We start from the raw sequence: 16,303 nt of genomic DNA on the forward strand, positions 1-16,303 counted from the left end.
CGTTTGAGGAGCGGGGGTTTGGGGGCGGAGCCCCCAAGTGACGGGAATGGGCAGGGGCGGAGGGGGCGAAAACCCCCGACGCCCGCCTACATCCGGCTCAACGACGCCGCCGCGAACAGCACATCCCTGATCGCCTCGCGGTCCCCGTCCTGCCCCGCGGCCGCCTCCTCCGGTGACACATGCCCCGCCGCCAGGCGGCAGAACTCCACGCCGTCCAGGGCGACATGGGCGACCTCGCGCTCGGCGGAGGCGATCGCGCCGGGTGAGTCGAGCGGGATGAGCCACTCGCCGCCGCCGGAGCCCTCGATCTCCAGACGGAGGCTGCGCCCGGACGCGCCCGCCTCGACGAGGTGGCGGGCCGGTGCCGCGGAGAGCCCCGCCCGGCGCCGCTCGGCCAGTGAGCCGGGCAGCATCCGGGCCGCCAGGTCGATCATGCTGTGCAGATGGCGCGGGGCCGGCGGCTCGTAGGGATAGTCCACCGCGTCCGCGATGTCCCCCGCGTGCACCCAGCACTCGAAGGCCCGGTCCAGCATCGAGTCGCTCAGCGGCAGCTCGAAGGCGCCGTACGGCACGGGCAGGCGCCCGGAGCCGCCGCCCGCGAACGACACCGTACGGACGAGGTTGTGGCTCTGTTCCCGCCAGGGTCCGCGCACGGACCGGGTGGGCGGGAAGTGCGAGGCATCCCAGTACGCCTCTGTGCGGGCCGTCGGAGTCGCCTCGGCGGAGGGCGAGTCGAGCGGGTCCTCCAGGCCGAGGGCGACGGCGACCAGTCCGTCGACGCTCAGCAGATGGGCGATGACCCCGGCGACGGTCGTACGGCGGCTGGTGGGCCCGTTGCCCTCGAACCAGCGCAGCCGCACGGGCGCGTGCCACTCGGCGTCACCTATGTCCTGGAGCAGCGCGTCGAGCCGCGCGGCCTCAGCGTCGTACGGAGTCGCCCAGTCGGGCACCGGGATCCGGGGCGGGCGCCGGCCGAGGCAGCCCTCCAGAACGCGGGTGCGCAGCGCCGGGTCGAGGTCGAGGCTCTCCGCCGGGTGCAGCAGTCCGACCGCCTCACGCAGCCGCAGCGCCTCGTCCGCGCAGGAGCCGCAGTCCCCGAGGTGCTCCTCGACGGCGGCCGTCTCCTGCGCCGAGCAGGCGGCGAGCGCCCACGCGCCGAGCAGCGACTTCAGTACCCGGTGCTCCAGGACGAGGGGCGGGGGCGCGGGGGCGGGTACCGGCGTGGGCAGCGGCAGTCCGGTGTCCTCGACGGAGGAACGCGGCAGCGGTATGCGCGGCGGCCTTCCGGGCACGTCGTCGCGACTGCCCTCCGGCCGGTCGGGACCCTGCGGCCCACCAGGGCCTTCCGGCCCGCGGAGATCTCCCGGCCGACCGGGCGCCCCGAACTCACTGGGCTCCCCCTCGGCACCTTGGACGCCCTCTTCCCGCTTCTCGTCCCCGTCCTTCCCCCCGTCCCCGTCCCCGTCCTCGTTCCGGTCCCGCTCGTCGAACGCCTCGTACCGGTCCGCCCCTGCGCTCACCGGGCACCCCCGTATTCGGGCGGCGCCCCGGGGGAGCCGCCGGTGTCGTGGGCGGTGGACAGGAGCTGGAGGCCGAGGCGGAGCCGGCGGCGGGCCTCGTCCTCGGTGACGCCGAGGTCGGCGGCGGCCTGGCGGTAGTCGCGGCGCTGGAAGTAGGCGAGCTCCAGGGCGGCCCGCAGCGGGGCGGGCATGGACGTGACGATGTAGTCGGCGCGGGCGGCCACGGAGGCGCTGCGCACCTTGCGCTCCAGCTCCTCGGTGGTGCCGAGGCCGTCCCGGGCGAGCGCGGCGGTCTCCGTCGCGCGCAGCCGCTGGACGGCGAGGCGGTGGGTCAGTGTGGCGACCCAGGAACGCAGCGGGCCCTGCTTGGGGTCGTACGCGTCGGGGTTCTCCCAGACGTGCGTGAACACCTCGCGCGTGATGCCGTCGGCGGCCCGCTCGTCCCCGAGCACGCGGTGGGCGAGGCCGTGCACCAGCGAGGCGAACCGGTCGTAGAGCTCACCGAGTGCGGCCGCCTCCCCGCGTGCGAGCCGCTGTTGCATCTTGCGGTCCCAGCGGGGCGGTGCGTTGCTCGTCGCCATGCGGCCCCCTCACCCTGGTCGTGCCCGGCGCCTGTCCCTTTGTCCAGCCTGCGTGTCCGCGTGTCCGTGCTGTGTCCAGCCTGCGCGCACTCGCTGTCTCGAATGTAGTCGGCACGTCTGTGGGCGCACGCCCCTTTGTGTCAATGTGCGCCCCCGGACGGTCCAGGAATGGTAGGCGCCTGCCCTGTACTGAACACATCGGAACGTACGTGACCGAAATGACTCGCTCATCGCGCGCTTTCGACCTTGGACCGACGTTTCTTTGGTTCCGGACCGGTGTTTCATGGAACGACAGTCGGGCAGTCGCGGGGAAGAGAAGCGTAGGAATCCCTTCCGTTTCCAGTGTGTGAGGCGAGCGAGAGGCGTGGCGGTGACACTCAAGGTGACCTACGGCGATGAGGGTGAGTGGGCCGTGCTGCGGGTGTCCGGCGAGATGGACCTCGTGACCTCGCCGGAGCTGCGTCAACGGGTGCACGAAGCGGTGGCCGACGGCCGCCGCAGTCTTGTCCTCGACCTCTCCGAGGTCCTCTTCTGCGACTCCAGCGGCGTCGGCGTCCTCATCGCCACCCGCCGCCTCATCCGCTCCTGCCAGGGCCGCCTGCGCCTGATCCTGCCCGCACAGGGGGCGGTCGAGGGTTCCCACGTCAACCGGGTCCTCGCGGCCCTCGGCGTCCGCCGCCTCTTCGACGTCTACCCGGACGTCACCGCGGCCGTCGGCGAGGAGTCGAGCCCCCTCTCGGCGTGACGTGCGGCGCGGGCGGCGAGCGGGGCTTCGTGATCACGAGACGTGAGGGGACCCTCACCCGGCGGGAGCGCTGCGCCACACCGTTGTCCCGGAATTCCCGCAGTCTTGGTACAAGCGTCGTTTTCCCGCTCCCCGGGCGCCCCTGACGTCGTACGCTCCGTTCCAGATGCACCCTCACGTGACGTAAGGCGGCCCGAAGGCAATGGCCAACAGCGAGTACGAGCGCAGGATCGCGGCCCGGTTCTCCGGCTTCGACCAGGACGGCAACGGCTACATCGACCGGGAGGACTTCAACGCCGCGACCAAGGCGGTCCTCGCCGAGTTCGGTACGACGGCGCGGTCGGACAAGGGCCAGGCCCTGTATGTCGGCGCGGAGGCCTTCTGGCAGGGCATGGCGGGGATAGCGGACCGGGACGGCGACCAGCGGATCACGCGCCAGGAGTTCGTGAACGGCGCGGTCAAGCGGCTGCGCGACAACCCCGAGCGCTTCGCCGAGATCGCCCGCCCCTTCCTGCACGCGGCCCTCGCCGTCGCGGACACCGACGGCGACGGCGCGGCCACGGTCGACGAGACCGCGCGCGTGCTCAAAGCCCTGGGCGCCCCCGAGGACGTCGCCGCCGCCGCGGCCGGAACCCTCGACACGGACGCCGACGGCCGGATCGGCGAGGCGGAGATCGTGAGCGCGTTCGCCCGCTACTTCACGGTGCCCGAGTAGCACCCGAAGGCCGTGAAAAGCGCTCGCGCAGCTTGTACTTGAGCACCTTCCGCAAGGCGTCGTTGCGCGGAAGGGCGTCCACCACCTCCAGCTGCTCCGGCAGCTTGTGCACGGACAGCCCTTCCGCGCGCAGGTAGGACGTGATCGCGGAGAGGGTCAACTCGTCCGCCCCCGGCGGCTGTTCGGCCGCCTCGATCACGGCGCAGACCCGTTCCCCGCGCTCGGCGTCCGGCAGCCCGATCACGGCGGCGTCGCCGACGGCCGGGTGCTGGTGCAGCAGGTCCTCGATCTCCTTGGCCGAGATGTTCTCGCCCTTGCGGATGATGACGTCCTTGAGGCGCCCGGTGAGCACCAGGTGCCCGCTCTCCGTCAGATGCCCGACGTCACCGGTGATCAGGAACCCGTCCGCGTCGAAGGCCTCCGCCGTCTGCGCCGGGTCCAAGTACCCCTGGCAGACGGCCTCCCCGCGCAGCCGCACCTCCCCGTCCGCGATCCGTATCTCCATGCCCTCGGGCGGCCGCCCCTCCGTCGTCGCGAGGTTCTCCACCGTGTCGTCCGGCGACCCCATCGTGATCATCGGGACCTCGGTCATCCCGTACCCGTGGGTGAGCTGCACCCCCATCTCCCGTACGACGGAGTGGTACACCTCGGGCGGCTTCGGCGCCCCACCGCCCGCCAGGAGCCGCAGAGTCGGTATGAGCGGTTCCCCCGGCTGTTTGCGCTGCTCGGTGAGGAACATCGAGTAGAAGGCCGTCGAGCCGCCGGCCACCGTCACGCCGTGCTTGCGGTAGCCCTCCAGGGCGGCGGGCAGCGCGAACTGCTCGAACAGCACGGCCGGGAAGCCGTACAGCAGCAGCATCACCGTGTAGTCGGGCCCGGCGATGTGCGCGTACGGGAAGGCCATCGAGCCCACGTCGTCGGCGGACAGGTGCAGCGCGTGCGCCAGGCAGGAGCCGCCCGCGATCAGTGAACGGTCGGTGTGCAGAACGCCCTTGGGGTCGGAGGTGGTGCCCGAGGTCCAGTAGATCCAGCGGACCGAGGTGCCCTCGGAGGGCGGGGCGGGGAGTGCGGAGGGATCGCCGTCCGGCAGGGTGTCGTACGCCTCGAAGACGCCCTTCGCGCCGAGCCGCCGCGCCATCGCCGTGTGGTCGAAGCCGCGCCACTCACCCGGTACGGCGAAGAACTCGGCCTTGGACTCCCGCAGCGCGAAGCCGACTTCACGGTCGCGGTAGAACGGGATCACCGGGGACTGCACGGCGCCGAGCCGGGCCAGCGCGAAGGACAGCACGGCGGTCTCGATGCGCGTGGGCAGCTGCCAGGCGACCACTGTGCCCGGGCGTACGCCCAGGTCGTACAGGCCGGCCGCCACCCGCTCGGCGCGGTCACGCAACTCGCCGAAGCTCAGGGAGCGGTCGCCCTGGAGGAGGACGGGCCGGTGGGGTGTGAGGTCGGCACGGCGGGCGACCAGTTCCCAGAGGGTGCGGGAGGAACCCAGGGCGTGTGCGGTGTCGTTCACTTCGGCCCCCTGGCAGTGGCTGATGGAACTGACGGACAGTCAGATCGTGCGGAGAGCGTAGGGCTCACCGCCTTGTCGGTCCATAGGTGCGGGGCTAGCCTGCATTCTGACGACCCATCAGATTCCCAGTAGCGGACGGGGTTATGGATCTCGCCTACACGGAGGAAGAGGAAGACTTCCGCGCGCGGCTGCACGAGTGGCTGGCCAAGGTGCTCCCCTCGCTGCCGCCGAAACCGTCCCCCGACGACTGGCCGGGGCGCCGCGCGTACGACCTCGGCTGGCAGCGGGCGCTGTACGACGCCGGGTACGCGGGGCTGCACTGGCCCCTCGACGCGGGCGGCCGGGGTGCCACCCCCACACAGCACCTCATCTACCTGGAGGAGACGGAAAAGGCGGGCGCACCCTACGTAGGGGCCAATTTCGTCGGACTGCTGCACGCCGGACCCACCATCGCGTCGGAGGGGACCCCCGAGCAGCGGGCGCGCTGGCTGCCGCCCGTGCTGCGCGGCGAGGAGGTCTGGTGCCAGGGGTTCAGCGAGCCGGACGCCGGCTCGGACCTCGCGGCGCTGCGCACGCGCGCGTGGCGGGACGGCGACGACTACGTGGTGAGCGGATCCAAGATCTGGACCTCCCATGCGGAGGTCGCCGACTGGTGCGAGCTGCTGGTCCGCACCGACCCCTCGGCGCCCAAGCACCGGGGGATCTCGTGGCTGGCGATGCCCATGGACGCACCGGGGATCACGGTCCGGCCGCTGCGTACGCTCGCGGGCTCCACCGAGTTCGCGGAGGTCTTCCTCGACGAGGTACGGGTGCCGGTCGCCAACCGCGTGGGCGCGGAGAACGACGGCTGGCGCGTGACCATGGTGACGCTGTCGTACGAGCGTGGCACCGCCTTCGTCGGAGAGGTCGTCGCCTGCCGCCGCGTGCTCGGCGAACTCGCCCGTGAGGCACGCGGGAACGGCCGCTGGGGTGACGACGTGCTGCGCCGCCGCCTCGGCAGGCTGAACGCCGAGTTCCGCGCCCTGTGGCGGCTCACGCAATGGAACGTGAGCGAGTCGCAGAGGACCGGGGGAGTACCCGGCGTCGGCGGCAGCGTCTTCAAGCTGCGGTACTCGCACGCGCGGCAGGAGTTGTACGACGCCGCCGCCGAGGTGCTCGGCCCCGAGGCCCTCGACCTGGGCCGGGAGTGGACCCTCGACCGGCTCTCGTCCCTGTCGTACACCATCGCGGCCGGCACCTCGCAGATCCAGTCGAACATCGTGGCCGAACGGATCCTGGGCCTTCCGAAGGGACGGTGACGTCTTCCCCGTGGACTTTCAACTCGACGACGACCAGCGGGCGTTGAAGGCGGGCGTGCGAGAGCTGCTGACCGCGCGCTTCGGGCGCGAGGGCCTGCGGGCCGCCGTGGACAACGGGCCGGCGCTCGACCGGACCCTGTGGCGCGAGCTCGGCGAGGCGGGCTTCTTCGCCCTGCGGCTGCCTGAGTCGGACGGCGGCGTCGGACTCGGCCTCCCGGAGGCCGTATTGGCCTTCGAGGAGGCCGGCCGGGTGCTGCTGCCCGGACCGCTGGTGGCCACCCACCTCGCGGCGGGCACGGTGGACGGGGCGGCCACGGGCGAGACCGTGGTGGCCGCCGTCGACGGGGAGCTGGTGGAGTGGCTGGCGGAGGCGGATGTCGTACGAGGGGACGCGGCCGGCGCGGAGCCCCTGAGGTCGGTGGACCCGCTGACCCCGCTGCACCGGGTGCCCGCCTCCACAGAGCCCGACCCGGCGGCCGTACTCCGCACCTCGCTCCTGCCCTCCCTCCTCCCCTCACTCCTCACCGCCGCCGAACAGCTCGGTACCGCCGCCCGTGTCTGTGAGCTGGCGGTGCAACACGCCCGGACGCGCGAGCAGTTCGGGCAGCCGATCGGGGCCTTCCAGGCGGTGAAGCATCTGTGCGCGCAGATGCTGGTGCGGGTGGAAGTGGCGCGCGCCGCCGTCTACGCGGCCGCTGTGACCGCCGACCCGCTGGACGTCGCGGCTGCCCGGCTGCTCGCCGACGAGGCCGCGGTGCGCGGTGCGCGGGACTGCCTCCAGGTGCACGGCGGCATGGGCTTCACCTGGGAGGCAGACGTCCATCTGTATCTCAAGAGGGCGTGGGTGCGGACGCAGCGTACGGGTGGCGCGACACAGAGTGAGGACGCGTTGGCGGACGATCTGCTCGCCGGAACGGCCCAGTAGGGCTCTGTGCAGGAACGGTTCGGGAAGCACCGGAAACGGATGTCGCGGATCGTGGCATACCGGAATTACGGAGCGTTGATATCGGGTTGTGTCCTAGGCGTGACTTGTCACGGCCTGGAGTCGGAGCCGTGCTCCGGTACCTTGTGTGGGATGCGAGTGGTTCCGAGCTTGAGCCATGCCGGTGTTGCCTCTGAGGCGGCGCCGGACCCGGCGATGCACACCGCTCGCGAGGCAGGGCGGATCCCCGCGCCTGCGTGTTCGACTCCCCGTGGCGAGCGTCGCACAGTATCCCGCACGCGTACTCCTTCGCGCTGGAATATGCCCGAAGCGCTTGTTGGGGTGACTGTACGTCAACCATGCTGTTTCGCAAGGGAATCACGTTCCGTGATCCTTGTTCTGGCCATGCAGAAAATGGCTACGATCGTGGCCCTTGTGAGGCGCGAGGCGATGTGTCCGCCGGTTCGGATGGTGTGAGCGGTGCAGGTGCTTCAAGTGCAGCTGGAGATTCGGCCCGACCCCGCAGAGGTGGGGCGAGCCCGGAGGTGGGCGCGTTCGCGGCTCGCCGGGTCCGGGATAGGGGTCGATGAGCCGCTCGCCGAGACGCTGATCCTGCTCGTCTCCGAACTCGTCACCAACGCCGTGGTGCACACCGGCTGCCCTGCCGTGGTGCGGCTCTCCATGCCGGGCGGGGCGGAGGCCACCACCGTCCGCCTGGAGGTGGCCGACTCCAGCACCCGGCCGCCGATCCCCCGGCACGCCGAGGGCGACGAGACCAACGGCCGCGGCCTGGAGCTGGTCGACGGCCTCGCGGACCGCTGGGGCTGGAGCCCCGAGGGTGCCGGCAAGCGCATCTGGTGCGAGGTGGACCGCTGTTCGCCCACTGCGACGCCGGGGGCGGCGTATCCGGCGTACGAGGACTTCGCGTACGAAGCGGTCTGAGGCTTCGCGTACGAAGCTGTCTGAAGGCGTTTGAAGGCGCCTGAACGCGTTTGACCTTGAGGCACGGGTTCGTGCATTTATGCACGAACTCTGTTTCCGTGGCTTCGGATGTGGCTGAATGCGCCGGGCTGTGCTTCTGTGCGCGCCTTCATGAATGGGACATAAGCGGTAAATCTCCGAGCAGGTGTTGACGTGGCGTGTCCGTTTGATCACGCTTGTGTTCAGCGATTCGCCGCGAGGGGACGCCGAGGGTTCCGGTGACGGGAGCCCTCGGCGAGTGCGGGTCGCGACTCGGCGTCGGCTCCCGCGGGGCAGCGGGAGCGGGGCGGGAACGCCGGAGCCGGATGGCGGCGCGCGATGCCGTGCTCGGGGCGCGCAGTGGCGCGCCGCCAGCCGACGCTCGGTCACAGCAGGGCGACCGGGGCCACCGGGGTTCCCGTGCCGCCGACGAACGGCTCGGGCATCGCGGACAGCAGGAACGCGTAGCGCCCTTCTTCTCCACAGGCTGTGGACAACTTTTCGAGATTCCAGTTCTGGCCCTGCAACATCCCCATTTCGACCAGATCGAGCGCGTGCACGGGCAGCCAGAGGTCCTCGATCTCGGGCGGAAAGATCTCGAAGGTGAGGGTGTCGTTGGCGACGGCGGCGACATCCCGTGCGTGGAACCACTCGGGGGTGCGCACGGAGAGACCGGGTGACGGATACCCGTATCCCTGTTTGTCGCCCGCGAGATACACCTGGATCTGCCCCGTCCGTACGAGCACGATGTCGCCCGCCCGTACCCGCGTACCCGCCAACTCCTCGGCCGCGTCCAGGTCTTCGGGTGTCACGGCGTGCCCGCCGTCGAGCCGGTCCTTGCCCCGTGCGCGTGCGACGTCGAGCAGCACGCCCCGCGACACGAGGTGCCGCGGCTTGTCGATGCCGCTGAACTCGGCGCCGCCGTGCGGGGTGATCGTGCCGGCCGGGCGGCCGTTGTAGAGCTTCCCGGAGTGCGAGACATGGGTGAGGGCGTCCCAGTGGGTCGCCGCCTGGAGTCCCATCGTCACGGCGTCGTCGCTGCACGCGACCGTGCCGGGGCCGAAGAGCTCCTGGTTGATCTGCACCATGACGTGCAGGGGATTGACCCGCCCGGGGATCATGCCGGTCTGTACGCCGTCCTGCTGGAGCGGGAGGGCGAGGGGGATGCGCCGCCCGGTTCGGACAGTGGCGGCGGCCTCGCGCACGACCTCGTCGGTGATGAGATTCAGGGTGCCGATCTCGTCGTCGGCCCCCCAACGCCCCCAGTTGTTCACGCGCTTGGCGATGTCATGGAACTCGGCCGGCAGTGACATGAGTCCTCCCCGGGGGCTTGTCTCCAGGTATCTGACGGGTCGTAGAATCCGAGTTGAATCTAACGGACCGTCAGAAACCGCGGGAAGGGGCCGGGCGTGGGGAACTTCCTGGCAGGCAAGGTCATCGCCGTCACGGGGGCGGGGCGGGGCATCGGACGTGCGGTCGCGCTGGCCGCGGCGGCCGAGGGAGCGCGCATCGTCGTCAACGACTACGGGGTGTCCGTCGAGGGCGCCCAGCCGACGAGTTCGATCGCCGAAGCCGTGGTCAAGGAGATCGAGGCGGCGGGCGGGGAAGCGGTCGCGGTGGCCGACGACATCTCGTCGATGGCGGGCGGCCAGCGGGTCGTCGACGCGGCACTGACGTCGTACGGACGTATCGACGGCGTCGTGTGCGTCGCCGGGATCCTGCGCGAGCGGATGCTCTTCAACATGTCCGAGGAGGAGTGGGATCCGGTCCTCGCGACCCACCTGAAGGGCACCTTCACCGTCTTCCGGGCCGCGTCGGCGGTGATGCGCAAACAGGGTTCGGGGACACTGATCGGCTTCACCAGCGGCAACCACCAGGGGTCCGTCTCCCAGGCCAACTACAGCGCCGCCAAAGGCGGGATCATCTCGCTCGTCCGCAGCGCGGCACTGGGCCTGCACAAGTACGGGGTGACGGCGAACGCGGTCGCACCGGTCGCCCGTACCCGCATGTCCGCGGGCGTTCCCATGGAGCTGACGGAGATCGGCGAGCCGGAGGACGTGGCTGCGCTCGTCGTCTACCTGCTGTCGGAACGCGCCCGGCAGGAACGCATCACCGGGCAGGTGTACACCATCGCCGGGCCCAAGATCGCGGTGTGGGCGCAGCCTCGGGAGCTGCGGGCGGCGTATGCGGAGGGCTCCTGGACTCCGGAGCGGATCGCGGACTTTCTGCCGGGGAGTGTGGGGGTGGATCCGATGCCGTTGCTGGAGCGGGTGGAGGCGATGGCGCGGGCGGCGGCGGAGAAGGCGCGGCCCAATGAGTGACGGTGGGTGGGGGCTGGGGTGGGTTTTTCGCCCCCTCCGCCCCTACCCATTCCCGTCCCTTGGGGGCTCCGCCCCCAAACCCCCGCTCCTCAAACGCCGGAGGGGCTAACCCCCTCAGCCCGTCCGGCGTTTGAGGACGAGGCCGTCCAGGCCGAAAGCGGGGGTCTGGGGGCGCAGCCCCCAGGTACGGGACGGGCAGGGGCGGAGGGGGCGAAAAAAACATGACGTGGACCGACCCAACGTGAGGCGGAAACCGTGGAGTTCGGATTCGGTCCGGAGGACGAGGACTTCCGGGGGGAGGCGCGAGCCTGGTTGCGGGAGCACCTCGGTGGCGACCGTCGGGAGTGGGAACGGGAGCTCGGCCGGGCCGGCTGGATCGGGCTCGGGTGGGACGAGGGCGGCTACGGCAACCGGCGCGCGAGCCTGACCCAACAGGTCGTCTGGGCCGAGGAGTACGCCCGCGTGAAGGCACCACCCCGCTCGGGCCACATCGGCGAGAACCTGCTCGCACCGACCCTCATCGCCCACGGAACGGACGAACAGAAGGCCCGCTTCCTCCCTCCCGTGGCCCGAGGCGAGGAACTCTGGTGCCAGGGCTACAGCGAGCCCGGCGCGGGCTCCGACCTGGCGGCCGTACGGACAACTGCCGTACGGGACAAGGACGCTGCACCCGGCGACTCCTACCGCGTCACCGGCCAGAAGATCTGGACCTCTCTCGCCCACGAGGCCGACTGGTGCTTCGTACTCGCCCGCACGCAACCGGAGTCGCTCCGCCACCACGGCCTGACCTTCCTCCTCGTCCCGATGGACCAGCCGGGCCGGATCGAGGTCCGCCCGATCTGCCAGCTGACCGGAACGAGCGAGTTCAACGAGGTCTTCTTCGACGGAGCGGTGGCGCGTGCCGAGCATGTCGTGGGCGGCGAGGGCAACGGCTGGCGCGTCGCGATGAGCCTCCTCGGCTATGAGCGGGGCGTGTCGACGCTGGCCCAACAGATCGGCTTCGCGGAGGAGTTGAGGCGGGTCGTGGAGGCGGCCGTCGCGAACGGCGCGGTCGAGGATCCCGTCGTACGCGATTGCCTTGTACGGCTGTGGGCGGAGCTGCGGACGATGCGGTGGAACGCGCTGCGGACGTTGGGGAGTCCGGCCCAAGCAGACGGTCCGGGAGGCTTGGGCGACCCGGGCGCGCCCAGCGTGGCCAAGCTGCTGTGGGGGCGGTGGCATCAGCGGCTCGGGGAGCTGGCGGTGCGGGTGCGGGGCGTCGCGGCCGCGGTGGGACCGGCGGACTGGACGACCTCGTCGCCGTACGAACTGGACGCGTTCCAGCACCTGTTCCTGTTCAGCCGGGCCGACACGATCTACGGCGGCTCGGACGAGATCCAGCGCACGATCATCGCCGAGCGTGTGCTCGGCCTGCCGAAGGAACCCAGGGGATAGGGAGGCGGAGCGATGCCGGATTTGATGCGGGGCGTGATCTTCGACGGTAAGCAGACCCAGGTCGTGGACGATCTGGAGGTACGGGATCCAGGGCCCGGCGAGGTGCAGGTCGCGATCTCCGCGGCCGGGCTGTGCCACAGCGACTTGTCCGTGGTGGACGGGACCATACCCTTCCCCGTTCCTGTGGTGCTGGGCCATGAGGGCGCGGGGATCGTGGAAGCGGTGGGTGTGGGCGTCACCCATGTCCAGCCGGGTGACCATGTGTCGCTGTCCACGCTCGCCAACTGCGGGACCTGCGCCGAGTGCGACCGGGGGCGGCCGACGATGTGCCGCAAGGCGATCGGGATGCCGCAGCAGCCGTTCACGCGGGGAGGGCGGCCGCTGTACCAGTTCGCGGCCAACTCGGCTTTCGCGGAACGGACGTTGGTGAAGGCGGTCCAGGCGGTCCGCATCCCCGAGGACATTCCCCTGCCGTCGGCCGCGCTGATCGGCTGCGGGGTGCTGACGGGGGTGGGGGCCGTACTCAACCGCGCACGGGTGGACCGGGGCGACACCGTCCTGGTGATCGGCACGGGCGGCATCGGCCTCAACGTCATCCAGGGCGCGCGGATCGCCGGCGCCCTGAAGATCGTCGCGGTCGACTCCAACCCGGCGAAGGAGCAGGTGGCCCGCCAGTTCGGCGCGACACACTTCCTGACCTCGACAGACACCGTCAAGGACATCCTCCCCACCGGCGCCAACCATGCCTTCGAGTGCGTCGGCCGCGTCGAACTCATCCGGCAGGCCATCGACCTGCTGGACCGCCACGGCCAGGCGGTACTGCTCGGCGTACCCCCCTCGACCGCCGAGGCCTCCTTCCTCGTCTCCTCCATGTACCTGGACAAGTCGATCCTGGGCTGCCGCTACGGTTCCTCCCGCCCGCAACGCGACATCGCTCTGTACGCGGAGCTGTACCGGGAGGGCCGCCTGCTGCTGGACGAGCTGGTGACGGAGACGTATCCGGTGGAGGACTTCGAGAAGGCGGTGGCGGATGCGCAGGGGGGGAGGGTGGCGCGGGCGGTGCTGACCTTCTAGAGGGTCAGCACCGGGGGTTAACTCCCGCTGTGGAGAAGGTCGTTGTGGACGTCCGGGATCCCGGACGTGTTTCCGGCGCGGAAGGTGCGCCGGTACGCGGTGGGGGTGACGCCGAGGGCCGTTTGCAGGTGTTGGCGCATCGACTGGGGTGTGCCGAAGCCGGCTTCGTGGGCCACCTGGTCGATGGAGAGGGTGCTGGACTCCAGTAGGTGGCGGGCGCGTTCGACGCGTTGCTGGGTGAGCCACTGGCCGGGGCTCACGCCCACCTCCTCGCGGAAGCGGCGCGTGAAGGTGCGTACGGACATGGACTCCTGCTCGGCCATGTCGCGGAGTTGCAGCGGCTCGGCGAGGCGGGCGAGGGCCCAGGCGCGGGCGGCGGTGGTGGTGGCCGTCTGTGCCTCCGGGACCGGGCGCTGGATGTACTGCGCCTGGCCGCCTTCGCGGTGCGGCGGTACGACGGTGCGGCGGGCCACGTCGTTGGCGACGGCGACGCCGTGGTCGCGGCGTACGAGATGGACGCACAGGTCGATGCCGGCCGCGACCCCGGCGGAGGTGAGGACGTCGCCGTCGTCGACGAAGAGGACGTCGGCGTCGACCCTGACCTTCGGGAAGAGCTCCTGGAAGTGCTCCGCGTGCATCCAGTGCGTGGTGGCCGGGCGGCCGTCGAGATAGCCGGCCGCGGCGAGGACGTATCCGCCGGTGCAGATGGAGACGAGGCGGGTGCCGGGGCGGATGTGGGCGAGGGCGGCGGCCAGTTCGGGGGTGAGAACGCCTTCGTCGTGGACGGGGCCGAGCTCGTACGAGGCGGGGATCACGACGGTGTCGGCGGTGGCCAGTGCCTCGGGGCCGTTCGGGACGAGGACGGCGAAGTCGGCGTCCGTCTCGACGAGGCCGGGCGGGCGGATCGAGCAGGTGACGATGTCGTACAGGTTCCTGCCGTCCGCGTCGCGCGCCTTGCCGAAGATGCGCTGCGGGATGCCGAGCTCGAAGGGCAGCAGGCCGTCGAGGGCGAGGACGACGACTCGGTGCCTGGAGCAGGCCTGCGGCTCGGATGCCTGCGGCTCAGATGTCTGGTGCGGGGGTGTCTCGTGCGCGGACGTCTGCTGCGGAGGTGCCTGCTGGTCGGCCATGGCCCGATCCTAGCGAATGATGTCCTTCGGGCCACTCGTTCGCGGAGATCGCAGGCCCGAAGCTCTAGACGTGACCCAGACGACCGAAGCCGCAGAGGCCGCTCAGAAGCCCCGTACCAGCAGACGGCACCGCATCCACCGTGCGTGGTTCGTCGCCGCCGTCACCTTCGTGACGATCATCGGCGCGGCGGCCTTCCGGTCGCTGCCGGGGCTGCTGATCGACCCGCTGCACCAGGAGTTCCACTGGTCGCGCGGCACGATCGGCTTGGCGGTGTCGATCAACCTCGCGCTGTACGGGCTGACGGCGCCGTTCGCCGCCGCGCTGATGGACCGCTTCGGGATACGGCGGGTCGTCGCGGTCGCCCTGGTCGTCATCGCGCTCGGGTCGGGACTGACGGTGTGGATGACGGCGGTCTGGCAGTTGCTGTTGTGCTGGGGGCTGCTGGTCGGGCTCGGGTCCGGTTCGATGGCGCTCGCCTTCGCGGCGACGGTCACGAACCGCTGGTTCACGGAGAAGCGCGGCCTGGTGACGGGCATCCTCACGGCGGCCTCGGCCTCCGGTCAGCTGATCTTCCTGCCGCTGCTGTCGTGGATCGTGACGAGGCACGAGTGGCGGCCGGCCGCCGTGACGGTGTCCCTCGCGGCCCTCGCGGTGGTCCCCTTCGTATGGCTGCTGCTGCGGGACCACCCGGCGGACGTGGGCCAGAAGCCTTACGGGGCAACGGAGTTTGTCGAGAAGCCCGCCCCCGTGCCGGGCGCCGCCCGCCGCGCGGTGACGGTCCTCCTCTCCGCCGTCCGCACCGGCCCCTTCTGGCTGCTCGCCGGAACCTTCGCGATCTGCGGCGCCTCCACGAACGGCCTGATCCAGACGCACTTCGTGCCCGCCGCCCACGACCACGGCATGCCGATCACGGCGGCGGCCTCGCTGCTCGCGGTCATCGGGGTCTTCGACGTCGTCGGAACGGTGGCCTCCGGCTGGTTCACCGACCGCTTCGACCCGCGCCGGCTGCTGGCGGTGTACTACGCCCTGCGCGGCATCTCGCTCCTCTTCCTGCCGATGCTGCTTGCCGAGACCGTGCACCCGCCGATGATCTTCTTCATCGTCTTCTACGGCCTCGACTGGGTCGCCACGGTCCCGCCCACCCTGGCCCTGTGCCGCGAGCAGTACGGCGAGGACAGCGCCATCGTCTTCGGCTGGGTCCTCGCCTCGCACCAGATCGGCGCCGCCCTCGTCGCCTTCCTCGGCGGCGTCGCCCGGGACACGTTCGGCTCGTACAACGTGGTCTGGTACGCGTCGGGGGCGCTGTGCGCGGCGGCGGCGCTGATGGCGCTGGTGATCCGGCGCAGGCGGCCCGTACGGACGCCCCTGCTGGCGGCCTGACGGCGCACCGGCGTCCTCGGCCTCAGCCTCAGCCTCAGATGAACCTGCCCCTGTGGAACAGCAGCGGGTCCGCCTCGTCGTCGCCCGTGCCGAGCGCCTCCACCCGCCCCACCACGATCAGGTGGTCCCCGCCCGTGTGCACCGCGTGGATCGTGCAGTCGATCCAGGCCGTGGCGTCCGCGAGGCGGGGGGAGCCGGTGACGGGCGTCGCGTCGTACACGACCCCGGCGAACTTGTCCCCGCCGCGCACCGCGAAGCCACGGCACAACTCGCCCTGGTGCGCCCCCAGGACGTTGACGCAGAAGACGCCCGCGCGAGCGATCCGCGGCCATGTCGACGACGTACGGCCGACCATGAAGCAGACCAGCGGAGGGTCGAGCGAGAGGGAGGAGAAGGACTGGCAGGCGAAGCCGGCGGGGCCGGTTCCCGAGCCCCCGCCCTCGCCGGGAGCGGCGTCGCCGGCCGGTGCCGTCACGACGGTCACTCCGGTCGCGAAGTTCCCCAGTACGCGGCGGAATTCGGCCTGGTCGACAGGTGCCCGTTCGTCGTCGCCGACGGCCCGCAGCTCCGGGCGCGGCAGCGCTTCGACCGGCTCCGCGACCGTGGATGCGCCGACCGACCTGAGGTATCGGACGGCGGTGGCCGCCATCCCTGCGTGTCCCATCACAGCACCCATTGAAGCTGACGGATAGTCAGAAGTGAATGC

Annotated in this window: 15 protein-coding genes; 9 read left to right on the plus strand and 6 right to left on the minus strand. The window is 71.1% G+C overall.

Annotated elements, in window-relative coordinates; translation table 11 throughout:
- Positions 1 to 86 precede the first annotated feature (86 nt).
- Positions 87 to 1,520 carry a maleylpyruvate isomerase N-terminal domain-containing protein gene (locus tag OG246_RS11765; RefSeq protein ID WP_266459756.1) on the minus strand — a complete coding sequence of 478 codons (1,434 nt, stop codon included), beginning with the start codon at positions 1,518 to 1,520 and terminating at the stop codon, positions 87 to 89.
- Positions 1,517 to 2,101 carry a sigma-70 family RNA polymerase sigma factor gene (locus OG246_RS11770; protein ID WP_266459759.1) on the minus strand — a complete coding sequence of 195 codons (585 nt, stop codon included), beginning with the start codon at positions 2,099 to 2,101 and terminating at the stop codon, positions 1,517 to 1,519. The genes OG246_RS11765 and OG246_RS11770 overlap by 4 nt, the downstream gene beginning before the upstream one ends.
- A 364-nt stretch (positions 2,102 to 2,465) precedes the next feature.
- On the opposite strand from OG246_RS11770, the gene OG246_RS11775 reads away from it, so the two are divergent.
- Complete coding sequence (locus tag OG246_RS11775) at positions 2,466 to 2,846, plus strand: STAS domain-containing protein (RefSeq protein ID WP_266459762.1); 381 nt, start codon at positions 2,466 to 2,468, stop codon at positions 2,844 to 2,846.
- A 202-nt stretch (positions 2,847 to 3,048) separates the two neighbouring features.
- On the plus strand, positions 3,049 to 3,561 hold the full coding sequence (locus tag OG246_RS11780) for an EF-hand domain-containing protein (protein WP_266459765.1): 513 nt from the start codon (positions 3,049 to 3,051) through the stop codon (positions 3,559 to 3,561).
- Here OG246_RS11780 and OG246_RS11785 read toward each other — a convergent pair.
- A complete protein-coding gene (locus OG246_RS11785) occupies positions 3,545 to 5,077 on the minus strand; it encodes a class I adenylate-forming enzyme family protein (protein ID WP_266459768.1) in 1,533 nt (510 codons plus the stop codon). The genes OG246_RS11780 and OG246_RS11785 overlap by 17 nt on opposite strands.
- A 143-nt stretch (positions 5,078 to 5,220) precedes the next feature.
- Here OG246_RS11785 and OG246_RS11790 point away from each other — a divergent pair, with 143 nt between their 5' ends.
- The 3 genes from OG246_RS11790 to OG246_RS11800 all read left to right on the plus strand — a co-directional run bounded on the left by OG246_RS11790 (position 5,221) and on the right by OG246_RS11800 (position 8,239).
- Complete coding sequence (locus tag OG246_RS11790; protein ID WP_266459771.1) at positions 5,221 to 6,375, plus strand: acyl-CoA dehydrogenase family protein; 1,155 nt, start codon at positions 5,221 to 5,223, stop codon at positions 6,373 to 6,375.
- Positions 6,376 to 6,385: 10 nt separating this feature from the next.
- Positions 6,386 to 7,300 carry an acyl-CoA dehydrogenase family protein gene (locus OG246_RS11795; RefSeq protein WP_266459774.1) on the plus strand — a complete coding sequence of 305 codons (915 nt, stop codon included), beginning with the start codon at positions 6,386 to 6,388 and terminating at the stop codon, positions 7,298 to 7,300.
- A 477-nt stretch (positions 7,301 to 7,777) separates the two neighbouring features.
- Entirely contained in the window at positions 7,778 to 8,239 is a 462-nt protein-coding gene (locus OG246_RS11800; protein ID WP_266459777.1) for an ATP-binding protein, read from the plus strand.
- 404 nt (positions 8,240 to 8,643) lie between these two features.
- Here the strand turns inward: OG246_RS11800 and OG246_RS11805 are convergent, their stop codons facing one another.
- Positions 8,644 to 9,570: a cyclase family protein gene (locus OG246_RS11805; protein WP_266459780.1), complete on the minus strand. Its 927-nt coding sequence runs from the start codon at positions 9,568 to 9,570 to the stop codon at positions 8,644 to 8,646.
- Between the two features lie 96 nt (positions 9,571 to 9,666).
- Between OG246_RS11805 and OG246_RS11810 the strand changes: the two genes are divergently transcribed.
- The 3 genes from OG246_RS11810 to OG246_RS11820 all read left to right on the plus strand — a co-directional run bounded on the left by OG246_RS11810 (position 9,667) and on the right by OG246_RS11820 (position 13,086).
- Positions 9,667 to 10,578: an SDR family oxidoreductase gene (locus tag OG246_RS11810; protein ID WP_266459783.1), complete on the plus strand. Its 912-nt coding sequence runs from the start codon at positions 9,667 to 9,669 to the stop codon at positions 10,576 to 10,578.
- A gap of 255 nt (positions 10,579 to 10,833) precedes the next feature.
- Positions 10,834 to 12,012 (plus strand): acyl-CoA dehydrogenase family protein, encoded by a 1,179-nt coding sequence (locus tag OG246_RS11815; protein ID WP_266459785.1) that lies wholly within the window; start codon positions 10,834 to 10,836, stop codon positions 12,010 to 12,012.
- 24 nt (positions 12,013 to 12,036) lie between these two features.
- Positions 12,037 to 13,086, plus strand: coding sequence for a Zn-dependent alcohol dehydrogenase (locus OG246_RS11820; RefSeq protein WP_266464126.1), 1,050 nt, complete (start codon positions 12,037 to 12,039; stop codon positions 13,084 to 13,086).
- Between the two features lie 17 nt (positions 13,087 to 13,103).
- Here OG246_RS11820 and OG246_RS11825 read toward each other — a convergent pair whose 3' ends face one another.
- Complete coding sequence (locus OG246_RS11825) at positions 13,104 to 14,216, minus strand: GlxA family transcriptional regulator (RefSeq protein ID WP_266459788.1); 1,113 nt, start codon at positions 14,214 to 14,216, stop codon at positions 13,104 to 13,106.
- A gap of 70 nt (positions 14,217 to 14,286) precedes the next feature.
- Between OG246_RS11825 and OG246_RS11830 the strand changes: the two genes are divergently transcribed.
- The gene (locus tag OG246_RS11830) at positions 14,287 to 15,597 is read left to right on the plus strand and encodes an MFS transporter (protein ID WP_266459791.1); all 1,311 of its coding nucleotides are present in this window, start codon (positions 14,287 to 14,289) and stop codon (positions 15,595 to 15,597) included.
- Between the two features lie 34 nt (positions 15,598 to 15,631).
- Here the strand turns inward: OG246_RS11830 and OG246_RS11835 are convergent, their stop codons facing one another.
- Complete coding sequence (locus tag OG246_RS11835; RefSeq protein ID WP_266459793.1) at positions 15,632 to 16,261, minus strand: flavin reductase family protein; 630 nt, start codon at positions 16,259 to 16,261, stop codon at positions 15,632 to 15,634.
- Positions 16,262 to 16,303: the final 42 nt, after the last annotated feature.

Origin of the sequence: Streptomyces sp. NBC_00620 (genome assembly GCF_026341825.1) — a bacterium.
In the GTDB taxonomy this organism is placed as follows: Bacteria; Actinomycetota; Actinomycetes; order Streptomycetales; family Streptomycetaceae; genus Streptomyces.